10 protein-coding genes are annotated in these 12648 nt (G+C 61.1%); 4 read left to right on the top strand and 6 right to left on the bottom strand.

The genetic code is table 11. The features are described 5' to 3' along the window. Nucleotide 1 precedes the first annotated feature (1 nt). The 3 genes from ACM6IQ_RS04300 to ACM6IQ_RS04290 all read right to left on the bottom strand — a co-directional run bounded on the left by ACM6IQ_RS04300 (nt 2) and on the right by ACM6IQ_RS04290 (nt 4681). Nucleotides 2-1396, bottom strand: a complete 1395-nt coding sequence (locus ACM6IQ_RS04300) for an ethanolamine ammonia-lyase subunit EutB (protein ID WP_414878128.1) — start codon at nt 1394-1396, stop codon at nt 2-4. Between the two features lie 198 nt (nt 1397-1594). Continuing rightward, nucleotides 1595-2965: an ethanolamine permease gene (gene eat, locus ACM6IQ_RS04295; protein ID WP_414878127.1), complete on the bottom strand. Its 1371-nt coding sequence runs from the start codon at nt 2963-2965 to the stop codon at nt 1595-1597. 195 nt (nt 2966-3160) lie between these two features. After that, nucleotides 3161-4681 carry an aldehyde dehydrogenase family protein gene (locus ACM6IQ_RS04290; protein ID WP_017341015.1) on the bottom strand — a complete coding sequence of 507 codons (1521 nt, stop codon included), beginning with the start codon at nt 4679-4681 and terminating at the stop codon, nt 3161-3163. 449 nt (nt 4682-5130) lie between these two features. Here ACM6IQ_RS04290 and ACM6IQ_RS04285 point away from each other — a divergent pair, with 449 nt between their 5' ends. The 4 genes from ACM6IQ_RS04285 to ACM6IQ_RS04270 all read left to right on the top strand — a co-directional run bounded on the left by ACM6IQ_RS04285 (nt 5131) and on the right by ACM6IQ_RS04270 (nt 9503). Next, nucleotides 5131-7044, top strand: a complete 1914-nt coding sequence (locus tag ACM6IQ_RS04285) for a sigma-54-dependent Fis family transcriptional regulator (protein WP_017341014.1) — start codon at nt 5131-5133, stop codon at nt 7042-7044. Nucleotides 7045-7247: 203 nt separating this feature from the next. After that, the gene (gene mpl, locus ACM6IQ_RS04280; protein ID WP_017341013.1) at nt 7248-8597 is read left to right on the top strand and encodes a UDP-N-acetylmuramate:L-alanyl-gamma-D-glutamyl-meso-diaminopimelate ligase; all 1350 of its coding nucleotides are present in this window, start codon (nt 7248-7250) and stop codon (nt 8595-8597) included. Further along, the gene (ubiX, locus tag ACM6IQ_RS04275; protein WP_008035761.1) at nt 8594-9226 is read left to right on the top strand and encodes a flavin prenyltransferase UbiX; all 633 of its coding nucleotides are present in this window, start codon (nt 8594-8596) and stop codon (nt 9224-9226) included. Before mpl ends, ubiX begins: the two co-directional genes overlap by 4 nt. Continuing rightward, on the top strand, nt 9219-9503 hold the full coding sequence (locus ACM6IQ_RS04270) for a YceK/YidQ family lipoprotein (RefSeq protein WP_017341012.1): 285 nt from the start codon (nt 9219-9221) through the stop codon (nt 9501-9503). Before ubiX ends, ACM6IQ_RS04270 begins: the two co-directional genes overlap by 8 nt. A 120-nt stretch (nt 9504-9623) precedes the next feature. Here ACM6IQ_RS04270 and ACM6IQ_RS04265 read toward each other — a convergent pair whose 3' ends face one another. From ACM6IQ_RS04265 to ACM6IQ_RS04255, 3 genes are all read right to left on the bottom strand, one after another. Then, on the bottom strand, nt 9624-10265 hold the full coding sequence (locus ACM6IQ_RS04265) for an oxidoreductase (protein WP_017341011.1): 642 nt from the start codon (nt 10263-10265) through the stop codon (nt 9624-9626). A 27-nt stretch (nt 10266-10292) separates the two neighbouring features. Beyond that, nucleotides 10293-12011, bottom strand: a complete 1719-nt coding sequence (locus tag ACM6IQ_RS04260) for a C13 family peptidase (RefSeq protein WP_017341010.1) — start codon at nt 12009-12011, stop codon at nt 10293-10295. A 102-nt stretch (nt 12012-12113) separates the two neighbouring features. Then, nucleotides 12114-12569: a MaoC family dehydratase gene (locus tag ACM6IQ_RS04255; RefSeq protein ID WP_017341009.1), complete on the bottom strand. Its 456-nt coding sequence runs from the start codon at nt 12567-12569 to the stop codon at nt 12114-12116. Between the last annotated feature and the right edge of the window lie 79 nt (nt 12570-12648).

The following is a 12648-nucleotide window of genomic DNA, read 5'->3' as shown; positions in this document are numbered from 1 at the left end:
CTCATCCCAGTTGCCCCAACGCCTGGCGGAAGGCGGGCGGCAGGCTGTCGCCGAAATGAATCTTGCCGTCTGCCTGGGTGAAGATGCCCATTCTGGCCAGCCACTGTTCGAATTCCGGAGCCGGCTTCAAGCCCAGGGTTTGTCGGGCATAGAGCGCGTCGTGGAACGAGGTGGTCTGGTAATTGAGCATGATGTCGTCGGATCCGGGGATGCCCATGATGAAGTTGATCCCGGCCACGCCCAGCAGGGTCAGCAGGGTGTCCATGTCGTCTTGATCGGCTTCGGCGTGATTGGTGTAACAGATGTCGCAGCCCATCGGCACGCCGAGCAATTTGCCGCAGAAGTGGTCTTCCAGACCGGCACGGATGATCTGTTTGCCGTTGTAGAGGTACTCCGGGCCGATGAACCCTACAACCGTGTTCACCAGAAACGGTTTGAAGTGTCGCGCCACGGCGTAGGCTCGGGTTTCGCAGGTCTGTTGATCGAGGCCGTGGTGGGCGTTGGCCGACAGAGCGCTGCCCTGGCCGGTCTCGAAATACATGAGGTTTTGCCCCAAGGTGCCGCGATTCAGGCCCAAACCGGCGTCATAGCCTTCCTGCAAAACGTTCAGGTTGATGCCGAAGCTGGCATTGGCCGCTTCGGTGCCGGCGATCGACTGGAATACCAGGTCCAGTGGAACGCCGCGATTGATCGCTTCGATGGACGTGGTGACGTGGGTCAGCACGCAGGCCTGTGTAGGAATCTCATAGCGCTGGATGATCGCGTCGAGCATTTCCAGCATTGCGCAAATCGAGGCGATGCTGTCGGTGGCCGGGTTGATGCCGATCATCGCGTCGCCGTTGCCGTACAACAGACCGTCGAGAATGCTCGCGGCGATGCCCGCCGGTTCGTCGGTGGGATGATTGGGTTGCAGGCGTGTGGATAAGCGTCCGCGCAATCCCATGGTGCCGCGGAATTGCGTGACCACGCGGATTTTCTGCGCGACCAGCACCAGGTCCTGCACGCGCATGATTTTCGACACGGCCGCGGCCATTTCCGGCGTCAGTCCGGGGGCGAGGGCGCGCAGGCTCTGTTCGTCGGCAGCGTCACTGAGCAGCCAGTCACGGAATCCGCCGACCGTCAGGTGGCTGACCGTGGCGAAGGCTTGTTTGTCGTGGGTGTCGATGATCAGTCGGGTGACTTCATCGGCCTCATAGGGAATCAGCACTTCCTGCAGGAAATGAGTCAGCGGGATATCGGCCAGGGCCATTTGCGCGGCCACACGCTCGCCATCGTTGAGGGCGGCGACGCCGGCCAGAAAGTCCCCGGAACGCGCCGGGCTGGCCTTGGCCATGACCTCTTTCAGGCTGGCGAAGCGATAGGTCTGGGCGCCGACGGAATGGGCAAATGTGGCCACGGTGTCCTCCTGATTCTATAAATGTCTCAAATACACCGCCGAACCCTTGTGGGAGCCAGCCTGCTGGCGATTGCAGTGTGTCAGTCGAAATCCATGCTGACTGTCAGGCCGCAATCGCCAGCAGGCTGGCTCCCACAAGGGAACTGTGTGCACTTCAATAAAGCAGGCGCCGGGCTCATGGCCCGGCGCCGGTGCAACTCAGACGCCTTCGAGCATCGCATCCGCCGGCGCATCGAAGCGCTGCTTGGCGGTCAGTTGGAAATACAGATAACCGGCCGCCATGAACCCGAGGAACACGCAGCCGATCAGCGGGTTGAACCACGCCATCGCCACCAGGCACACCACCGCCAGGAACAGCGCAATCCCCGGGACGATCGGATAGCCCGGCGCGCGGAAGGAACGCTCCAGGTTCGGCTCGGTTTTACGCAGTTTGAACAGGCTCAGCATACTGATGATGTACATCACGATGGCGCCGAATACCGACATGGTGATCATTGCCGCCGTCAGGGTCATCCCTTGCAGGTTGACCAGGCCGTCGCTGTAGATCGCCGCGATGCCGATCACGCCGCCGGCCAGAATGGCCCGGTGCGGGGTCTGGAAGCGCGACAGTTTGGCCAGCGAGCGAGGCAGGTAACCGGCACGGGCCAGGGCGAAGAACTGGCGCGAGTAACCGAGAATGATCCCGTGGAAGCTCGCCACCAGCCCGAACAGGCCGATCCAGACCAGCATGTGCATCCAGGTCGAATTGTTGCCGACCACGGCTTTCATCGCCTGGGGCAATGGGTCGTTGATGTTCGACAGTTGACGCCAGTCGCCCACGCCGCCCGCCATCACCATCACGCCGATCGCGAGGAACACCAGGGTCAGAATGCCGCTGACGTAGGCCTTGGGAATCGTGCGTTTCGGGTCGTTGGCTTCTTCAGCTGCCATCGCCGCGCCTTCAATGGCGAGGAAAAACCAGATCGCAAACGGGATCGCCGCAAAGATGCCGGGGATGGAGGCAATGGTGAACTCGTTCGAGCCCGACCAGCCGTTGAGCACGAAGTTACTGAAGCTGAAGCCCGGCGCGACCACGCCCATGAACACCAGCAACTCGGCGACGGCCAGAACGGTGACCACCAGTTCGAAGGTCGCGGCGATGCTGACGCCGAGGATATTCAAGGTCATGAAGACGAAATAGGCGCCAACGGCTGCAATCTTGGGGTCAAGTTCCGGGTATTGCACATTCAGATAAGCGCCGATGGCCATCGCAATGGCGGGTGGCGCAAAGACGAACTCAATCAGGGTGGCGATGCCGGCGATGAGGCCGCCTTTCTCGCCAAAGGCCCGCCGGCTGTAGGCAAACGGCCCGCCCGCATGGGGAATGGCGGTGGTCAATTCGGTGAAGCTGAAGATGAAGCAGGTGTACATCGTCGCCACCATCAGCGCGGTGACGAGGAAACCCAGGGTGCCTGCGGTGCCCCAGCCGTAACTCCAGCCGAAGTATTCGCCGGAAATCACCAGGCCGACGGCAATGCCCCATAAATGCAGGGTGCCGAGTGTGGGTTTGAGCTGTGTGGAAGAAGTCATAAGTCCTCGCTGTCTTTTTTATTGTTTGATCTGTTGGACTTTCGGGAACTGCATTTACCTGTAGAGCGGGCACGCAAAGCCCGTGCCAGAGCGGCAGGGCGATGATTTGATGTTGTCGTTCAGGGCGCCATCGCGGGCAAGCCCGCGATGACTATCGAAAGGGCGACACGGGAATACCCGTGTGGCCCCGGGTTTTTAGAAGAACCCCAACGGATTGATGTCGTAGCTCACCAGCAGGTTTTTGGTCTGCTGATAGTGGTCGAGCATCATTTTGTGGGTTTCACGACCGACGCCGGATTTTTTGTAACCGCCGAACGCGGCATGCGCCGGGTACAGGTGGTAGCAGTTGGTCCACACGCGACCGGCCTTGATGGCGCGGCCCATGCGATAGGCGCGGTTGATGTCGCGGGTCCAGAGGCCGGCACCCAGGCCGAACTCGGTGTCGTTGGCGATGGCCAGGGCTTCGGCTTCGTCCTTGAACGTGGTGATGCTCACCACAGGGCCAAAGATTTCTTCCTGGAACACGCGCATTTTGTTGGTGCCCTTGAGCAGGGTCGGCTGGATGTAATAACCCGTCGCCAGGCTGCCCTCGAGTTTTTCGATCTTGCCGCCAGTCAGCAGTTCGGCGCCTTCGCCCTTGGCGATTTCCAGGTACGAAAGGATTTTGTCGAACTGTTGCTCGGACGCCTGTGCGCCGACCATGGTGTCGGTGTCCAGCGGGTCGCCACGTTTGATTTGCAGGACTTTGTTCATGACCACTTTCATGAATTCGTCGTAGATCGACTCTTGTACCAGTGCGCGGGACGGGCAGGTGCAGACTTCGCCCTGGTTGAAGAATGCCAGCACGAGGCCTTCGGCAGCTTTCTCGATGAACGACGGTTCGGCCTTCATGATGTCTTCGAAGAAAATGTTCGGCGACTTGCCACCCAGCTCCACGGTGGACGGAATGATGTTTTCGGCGGCGCATTTCATGATGTGCGAGCCGACCGGGGTCGAGCCGGTGAAGGCTATCTTGGCAATGCGCTTGCTGGTGGCCAGAGCCTCACCGGCCTCTTTGCCGAAGCCTTGCACCACGTTCAGCACGCCCGGCGGCAGCAGGTCGCCGATCAGCTCCATCAGCACGGTGATGCCCAGCGGGGTTTGCTCGGCAGGCTTGAGCACCACGCAGTTACCGGCGGCCAGGGCCGGGGCGAGTTTCCAGGCGGCCATCAGGATCGGGAAGTTCCACGGGATGATCTGCCCGACAACGCCCAGTGGTTCATGGATGTGATAAGCCACAGTGTTGCCGTCGATCTCGGCAGCGCTGCCTTCCTGCGCGCGGATGCAACCGGCGAAATAACGGAAATGGTCCGCGGCCAGCGGGATGTCGGCGTTGAGCGTTTCACGCACGGCTTTGCCGTTGTCCCAGGATTCGGTGATTGCCAGCAGTTCGAGGTTCTGTTCGATGCGGTCGGCGATTTTCAGCAGCACCAGCGAGCGAGCCTGTGCGGACGTGGCGCCCCAGGCGTCGGCAGCGGCGTGGGCAGCGTCCAGGGCCTTGTCGATGTCTTCGGCCGTGGAACGCGGGAATTCGGCAATCGGTTGGCCATTCACTGGCGAGGTATTGGTGAAGTACTGACCTTTGACAGGCGCGACGAACTCGCCGCCGATGTAGTTACCGTATTTGCTCTTGAACGAAACGATAGCGCCTTCAGTACCGGGGTGAGCGTAACGCATGATGTTTTCTCCTTGGCTTTTTGTATTTGTAAGGAAGAGCGCCTGTGCGCTTGCTTTAAGCGTAGAGCAAAGGCCGGGCCACTGCCCTGCAGGTCAGGAAAATCAAGGCTTTGCGCGATTTTTGTCGGACGGACGGGCTGCGCCTGTGACGCTTTCGGTACGGTGCCCGTGACACTTTGTGCCGTTTGTGGGACAGCCTGTGACCGGGCGGTCTTGCCAGCATTGCATTGGGTCGATGGCTGGAGGATGCTGGACCACAATTGCCACACGGATAACGTGTGTGGCGAGGGGGCTTGCTCCCGCTGGGTTGCGAAGCGGCCCCGGATATGTCTGCCGGTCAGGTTTGGCGAGCGCTTCGCACTCGAGCGGGAGCAAGCTCCCTCGCCACAGGATGTGTTCCAGGCTCCTTAGTGGGGTTTCAGCACAGCTCTCGGAGAGAATAATAAGAAATGCACGACAACCATTTGAGTCGCCATGCCCAGCAAGTGCTGACCGTGACCCAGGGCAAATCCCACCTGCACGGTCCCGGCAGCGACCCGTCCATCGCCCGGTCCTGGCTGCGCTGTCTTGAGGACTATCACCTCGACCCCGCCCTGACCATGGCGCCGACGGTGCTGGAGCATGGCCGCGTCCTTGAAAGCCGCGAGCGCTTGCAGCAAGTGCTGCACATCGCCGGCAACGAAATGAGCAGCCTGCATCAGCAACTCTCCGGCGCCGGTCATGCGGTGCTGCTGACCGATGCGCGCGGGGTGATCCTCAACTGCGTGACTGCGCCCGCCGAGCGGAAGATTTTCGAACGCGCCGGCCTCTGGCTCGGCGCCGACTGGAGCGAAGCCTGCGAAGGCACTAACGGCATTGGCACCTGCCTGGTGGAACGCCAATCGCTGACCATCCACCAGGACGAACACTTTCGCGGCCGCCACACCGGCCTGACCTGCTCGGCGAGCCCGGTGTTCGACCCGCATGGCGAATTGCTGGCGGTGCTCGACGTGTCCTCGGCGCGTCACGACGTCTCGCGGCAAAGCCAGTTTCACACCATGGCGCTGGTCAATCTGTCGGCGAAGATGATCGAGAGCTGCTACTTCCTGCGTTACTTCGACAATCAGTGGTTGCTGCGCTTCCACCTGCAGGCCGAATCCGTCGGGCTGTTCAGCGAAGGGTTGCTGGCGTTCGACGGGGAAGGGCGGATCTGCGCGGTCAACCAGAGTGCGCTCAACCTGTTGGGCCATGTTCGCGGCGGACTGCTGGGGAAACCGGTCGAGGCGTTTTTCGATTGCTCGCTGGACGAGTTGCTGGGCCGAGCGAGTGTGAATGCCAGCGCCAGTTGGCCGCTGCGCACCCGCGACGGGCGAAGTCTGTTTGCCGTGTTGCGTGGTCAGCCGCGCAGCATTCCGGTGCCCGTGGTGCCTGCTCCGGTGATCAGCGAGCCGTCGCGGTTGTCGGGCATATGTTTGGGCGACGTCGGGTTGCAGGAAGATTTTCGCAAGTCCCTTCGCGTCTTCGAACGGGACGTACCGCTGCTGATCAACGGCGAAACCGGCTCCGGCAAGGAGGCCTTCGCCAAGGCGGTGCATCAGGCCAGTCAGCGGGCGCAAAAGGCCTTCGTTGCGCTCAATTGTGCGGCCATCCCCGAAAGCCTGATCGAGAGCGAACTGTTCGGTTATCGCGGCGGCAGCTTCACTGGTGCGCGCAAGGAAGGCATGCGCGGCAAGTTGCAGCAGGCAGATGGCGGGACATTATTTCTGGATGAAATCGGCGACATGCCCCTGGCATTGCAGACCCGGCTATTAAGGGTGCTCGAAGACCGGCAAGTCGTGCCGATTGGCGGTGAGCCGGAGTCGGTCAACGTCCGGATCATCAGCGCCACTCACCGTAATTTGCTGGAACGGGTGCAGGACGGCAGCTTCCGCGAGGATTTGTATTACCGGCTCAACGGTCTGGAGATCGCACTGCCGGCGTTGCGCGAGCGCAGTGACAAATCCCAGTTGCTCGATTTTCTGCTGGCGCAAGAGGCGGGCGGGGAGACGGTGCTGATTGATGAGCCGGCACGCCAGGCCTTGCTGGGTTTTGCCTGGCCCGGAAATGTGCGGCAGTTGCGCAATGTGCTGCGCACGTTGGCAGCGTTGTGCGACGGCGGGCGGATCGGGCTGGAGGATTTGCCGGTGATGATTCGTCAGGCGCGACCGATGCCGGTGGTTGCCGTTGACCAGCCTTCCGAACACCCCTTGGACGATGCCGAGCGGCTGGCGTTGTTGAATGTGCTGGAACAGACGCGCTGGCATATGACGCATACCGCCGAACAGCTTGGTGTCAGCCGCAATACCCTTTACCGAAAACTGCGCAAGCACGGGATTGCCCGGTAAACCGCTTTTGTGGCGAGGGAGCTCGCTCCCGTCGCAATCAAGGAATGCAATAAGCCAGAGTAATCGCGAGCGCAGGTGGGGGCCGCTGCACGCCCCCGCGGGAGCAAGCTCCCTCGCCACAGTGGTGGTGGCAAGTCTCAGCTAAAGAGTGCGATTTCTGCCTCTCTAAGCTAACCTGCGGCCATGTTTTACGAGGTCGACTAATGCACATTCATATTCTTGGTATCTGCGGCACTTTCATGGGTTCGATGGCGGTTCTGGCCAAAGAGCTGGGCCATCATGTGACCGGCTCCGATGCCAACGTCTATCCGCCGATGAGCACTCAACTTGAGGCTCAGGGCATTCAGTTGACCCAGGGCTACGACCCGGCGCAACTCGATCCGGCCCCGGATCTGGTGGTCATCGGCAACGCCATGTCCCGCGGCAATCCGGCGGTCGAATACGTCCTGAATAAGGGCTTGCCGTATGTCTCCGGCCCGCAGTGGCTGGCCGATCACGTGTTGCAAGGTCGCTGGGTGCTGGCCGTCGCCGGCACGCATGGCAAAACCACCACCAGCAGCATGCTCGCCTGGGTGCTGGAGCACGCGGGCATGAGCCCCGGTTTCCTGATTGGCGGCGTGCCGCAGAATTTCTCGGTGTCGGCGCGTCTGGGCGGCACGCCGTTCTTCGTGATCGAAGCCGACGAATACGACAGTGCATTTTTCGACAAGCGCTCCAAGTTTGTTCACTACCGCCCCCGTACGGCGATTCTGAACAACCTGGAGTTCGATCACGCCGACATCTTCCCTGATCTGGCGGCTATCGAGCGACAGTTCCACCATTTGGTGCGGACTATCCCGAGTGAAGGCCTGGTGATCCACCCGACCACCGAACCGGCCTTGCTGCGTGTGATCGAGATGGGCTGCTGGACCCCGGTGCAAACCACCGGCGCTGGTGGTCAGTGGCAGGTCAAACTGCTGAGTGAAGACGGTTCGACATTCGAAGTGATGTTCGAAGGCGTCGCTCAAGGCGTGGTCGAGTGGGACATGACCGGTCAACACAACGTCGCCAACGCCTTGGCCACCTTGGCGGCGGCGCGGCATGTCGGTGTCGTGCCGTCCATGGGCATCGCTGCGTTGAGCGCGTTCAAAAGCGTGAAGCGCCGGATGGAAAAAGTCGCCGAAGTCCGTGGCATCACCATCTACGACGACTTCGCTCACCACCCGACTGCCATCGCCACGACCCTCGACGGTCTGCGTAAACGCATTGGCGACGCGCCATTGATCGCCATCATCGAGCCGCGCTCCAATTCCATGAAGCTCGGCGCTCACCGTGATGGCTTGCCGGAAAGCGTGGTCGATGCCGATCAAGTGATTTGGTACGCACCGGCCAACCTCGGCTGGGACCTGAGCGCTACCGCGGCGCTGTGCACGGTGCCGTCGATTGTCAGCGATTCTCTGGAAGGCATTATCGAGCGCGTGAAAAGCCAGGCTCAACCCGGCACTCACGTGGTGATCATGAGCAACGGCGGCTTCGGCGGCCTGCACGGCAAACTGGCCGAGGCGCTCAAATGAACAATGGCCCGGAACGCATCACGCTGGCGATGACCGGCGCTTCGGGCGCCCAGTACGGTTTGCGCCTGCTGGACTGCCTGATTCGCGAAGATCGCGAGGTGCACTTCCTGATCTCCAAGGCTGCGCAGCTGGTGATGGCCACCGAAACCGACGTTACGTTGCCGCCGAAAACCCAGATGATGCAGGCCTTTCTCACCGAATACACCGGCGCTGCCGCGGGGCAGATTCGGGTGTACGGCAAGGAGGACTGGATGTCGCCGGTGGCCTCGGGCTCCGGCGCGCCGTCGGCGATGGTGGTGGTGCCGTGTTCGACCGGCACGCTGTCGGCTATCGCGACCGGTGCTTGTAACAACCTGATCGAACGGGCCGCTGACGTCACACTGAAAGAGCGTCGCCAGCTGATCCTGGTGCCGCGCGAAGCGCCGTATTCGAGTATTCATCTGGAGCACATGCTCAAGTTGTCGAACATGGGTGTGACGATCTTGCCCGCGTCGCCGGGCTTCTATCATCAGCCACAAACCATCGATGACCTGATCGACTTCGTCGTGGCGCGGATTCTCAACCTGCTGAACATCCCGCAAGACATGCTGCCGCGTTGGGGCGAACACCATCTGACCAGCGATGAATAAGCTGCTGATGGTTGTGCTGGCTCTGCAACTGGCGGGCTGTGCCACGGTGCGCACGCTGGATGCTGCCAAGCCGGGGGCTCCGGTGGTGTATGCGGGAACGCGACTGGATTTGTACGCCATGAATGGCGGTTGCTGCGCGATGGACCGTTTTGGGGCAGAAGCACCGAGCTATCCTGGTATTGATCTGCCGGCCAGTGCTTTGCTGGATACGTTGCTGTTGCCGTTGTCGGTGTTGACGGTGATCGGCGTGAGTTTTCAGGCGACCGGCGGGTTGTAGGAGTAAGCGAGGCTTTTTGTGGCGAGGGAGCTTGCTCCCGCTGGGCTGCGCAGCAGTCCCAATTTATGGGGCCGCTACGCGACCCAGCGGGAGCAAGCTCCCTCGCGACAGGTTCGCGGGTTACTTGCCGAGCTTGCGCAACTCATCCGACTCGACAATCCGCACCCCATCCTGCTCCTCCAGCGCCAGCCGCCACATCGCGCGAGCCAGTTGGCAGGCTTCGATGCCGTGGTATTTGCCCGGGATCAGGCGGGACAACGGACCGGCGAACAGCTCGGCCGGCCGAGGCTCGATACGATCGCCCAGCAATACCGAAGGCCGGCAAATGGTCAGTTGCGGCCAGTTTTGCGCGCGCAATGCGTATTCCATCTCGCCCTTAACCCGGTTGTAGAAAATCGAGGATCTGCGATCGGCCCCCAGGGCGCTGATCACGATCAAGTGCCGCGCGCCCATTTCCCGCGCCCGTTTGGCGAAAGCCACCACCATGTCGAGATCGACCGCGCGAAACGCCTCTTCCGAGCCAGCCTGTTTGATCGTGGTGCCAAGACAGCAGTAGGCGATGTCGACGCGACCGTTCAGTTGCGGCAGGAATTCCGCCGGATCGCCGACCGGGTTTTCCAGGTGGGGGTGCTTGGCCAACGGCCGGCGTGAGGGGGCCAATACGCGCGTGATCGTAGGCTCGTTGAGCAGGCGATCAAGCAAGTGTTCACCGGTCAGGCCGGTAGCTCCGGCAAGCAATACATGCTGAGGCGTCAAGTACATAGTGTTTCCCCCTTGATACTGATCAGCTTAGTTGCTCTTTGCATCCTTGTTGCTGATAGAGACACTTTGTAGCGCTTTTCGTGCCTGCTGTTTGCGTAACAGCTGCCAGTGGGAGAGTACGGTTTTCGGTGCCCAGATCTGCGGTTCAGAGGCTTCGAAGCTGTCCGCCAGTTCCCGCTCGGCCACGGTGGCCCTGGCCAGCTTGAAGGCTTGTTCCAGGTCGTCGGTCTGATTCAGGGCCTGGGCGAACAGCGCATCGCCGAAGTAAGTGAAGTTGGCTTCTTCCGTGCAACCGAAGGACACACGGTCGGCCCGCGCGGCCGCCATGATCAGCGTGCGTTCGTCCTTGAGGGCGGGGATGAAACCACCGGAGTAGCAAGACGAAATCACAATGATCTTGTCGCGGTTTTTCAGCGGTGCGAGCACGGCAGCGAGTTCGTCCGCCGGCAGGTCGGACAGTTCCATGCGCGGCTGATCGAGTACGAGTTCGTGTTCGCTGGTGCCGTGGCTGGTCAGGTAGATGAAGATCAAGTCTTCCGGACCGCTGCGTTCGGCCAGCGTCAACGCGGCGCGGCGCAGGTTTTCCCGGGTGGCCATCGGCCGATCGACGAGATGGTCGCGGTGGTTCACCAGGCGAATCTGGCCAAACGCACCGAAGCGGCTGGTCAGCATATTGCTGACGTAATCGGATTCGCGCAGGAACACGCTCTGCTTGCCGTCACCGCCCAGCGTCAGGGTGTACAACTCGATCGCCGGGGTCGAGGCCGGCACATTGGCCAGCGCATCTTCGAGCAAGCGCCCCTGAGCCAGCAGGCCAAGCTCGAGGCTGTCGGGCAGCAGCTTGCCATCGGCATCGCGCACTCGCTGGCCATTGACCCAGGTGCCGCTCTGTACGGTGCCATCGGTCAACACCAGCGTGCCATGACCTTGATAACTGTCGCCGTCGAACTGACCGATGTAGAAACTGCCGTCGGGCAGGTTCAGCCGGCCCTGGCCAGTGAAGCGCCAGTCGCTGAACTGGCCGATGTAGTGGCTGCCGTCCGCACCGATCAACTCGCCCTTGCCGTTCAGCGAACCTTCCTTGAATTGGCCCAGCCAGACATCGCCGTCGGCATTCTCGTAGCGGCCCTTGCCGTGCAGTTGGTTGTTCTTGAAGCCGCCGACGTAGATGTCGCCTTCGGCGCTGTTGAAAGTCCCGTTGCCTTCCAGCTGACCGTCCTTGAAATGTCCGGTGAACTGATTGCCGCTGGCGTCACCGCGCTGGCCTTCGCCGTTGGGCTTGCCATGGGCGAACTGGCCTTGATACGAGCTGCCGTCATCGAGTTCCAGACGTCCGAGCCCTGAATATTGATCGGCCTTGAACTCGCCGCGGTAAGTCATGCCGTTTTCTTTGAGGGTGCCTTCGCCTTCGCGCCGACCCGCCTTGAAACCGCCGGTGTAGCTGCTGCCGCTGGTGGTCAGGGTGCCCTGGCCGTCGAACAGCCCGAGGTTGAAATTACCGCGATACACTTCGCCGTTGCTGCCGTGCCATTCGCCCGGGCCATGCCATTGACCCTTGTCGAAACTTCCGGCGTACCAGCTGCCGTTCGGGTAGTCGACGCGACCCTGGCCTTGCAGCAATCCGTTGACCAGGTCGCCGCGATAGCGTCCGCCATCCGGCAGGCGCGCATCGGGCGGCAACAGCGATTCGCCGTCGCCGCAAGCGGTGAGCATCAGGGTCAAGGCAATGAGTGCAAGTGAGCGCATAGCGGGATCCGGGCAATTAGGCGACCGAGTATGCCGCAGCTCTATGACCTTAAATAGAGAGAGGTCGCGAAACAGCGTGAGCTGCTTCGCATCCGGGAGGGTTTACACGAAGCAGAGTGACAATGGCTCGGCGATGTAGGCCGGTTTTTCCGAACCTTCGATCTCGAGCGTGGCGGTGGCTTTGAGCAGCCATTGGCCGGGTTTCTTCTCGGTGACTTCGGTCAGGTCGACCTTGAGCCGCACTTTCGAGTTGACCTTGACCGGCTGAATGAACCGCACGCTGTCGAGGCCGTAATTGACCACCATCTTCAAGCCTTCGGGCAGGATGAGGATGTCTTCCATCAGTTTGGGGATCAGCGAAAGCGACAGGAAACCGTGTGCAATGGTGCTGCCAAATGGCGTTTGCGCGGCTTTGACCGGGTCGACATGGATGAACTGATAGTCCCCTGTGGCTTCGGCGAACAGGTTGATGCGCTCCTGATCGATGGTGAGCCATTCGGAACGTCCAAGTTCCTTGCCGACATAATCTTTGAGCTCTGCAACGGGAACATAGGGCATTGAGACTCTCCTTGGGTTCATCGGTTTTATAGTTTTGAGGTGGGGGGATTTGACCTCCCGGATTACCACTTTAGATCAA

Source organism: Pseudomonas sp. IT-P100 (assembly GCF_949767185.1).
GTDB lineage: Bacteria > Pseudomonadota > Gammaproteobacteria > Pseudomonadales > Pseudomonadaceae > Aquipseudomonas > Aquipseudomonas fluorescens_B.
The sequence above is the reverse complement of the archived record's forward strand: the minus strand, read 5'-3'. Positions and strand labels throughout refer to the sequence as shown.

Bases quoted from the DNA above. Each gene is read 5' to 3' on its own strand.
- eat (WP_414878127.1), bottom strand. From the start codon at position 2,965: ATGACTTCTTCCACACAGCTCAAACCCACACTCGGCACCCTGCATTTA.
- ACM6IQ_RS04290 (WP_017341015.1), bottom strand. From the start codon at position 4,681: ATGCGTTACGCTCACCCCGGTACTGAAGGCGCTATCGTTTCGTTCAAG.
- ACM6IQ_RS04285 (WP_017341014.1), top strand. From the start codon at position 5,131: ATGCACGACAACCATTTGAGTCGCCATGCCCAGCAAGTGCTGACCGTG.
- mpl (WP_017341013.1), top strand. From the start codon at position 7,248: ATGCACATTCATATTCTTGGTATCTGCGGCACTTTCATGGGTTCGATG.
- ubiX (WP_008035761.1), top strand. From the start codon at position 8,594: ATGAACAATGGCCCGGAACGCATCACGCTGGCGATGACCGGCGCTTCG.
- ACM6IQ_RS04270 (WP_017341012.1), top strand. From the start codon at position 9,219: ATGAATAAGCTGCTGATGGTTGTGCTGGCTCTGCAACTGGCGGGCTGT.
- ACM6IQ_RS04265 (WP_017341011.1), bottom strand. From the start codon at position 10,265: ATGTACTTGACGCCTCAGCATGTATTGCTTGCCGGAGCTACCGGCCTG.
- ACM6IQ_RS04260 (WP_017341010.1), bottom strand. From the start codon at position 12,011: ATGCGCTCACTTGCACTCATTGCCTTGACCCTGATGCTCACCGCTTGC.
- ACM6IQ_RS04255 (WP_017341009.1), bottom strand. From the start codon at position 12,569: ATGCCCTATGTTCCCGTTGCAGAGCTCAAAGATTATGTCGGCAAGGAA.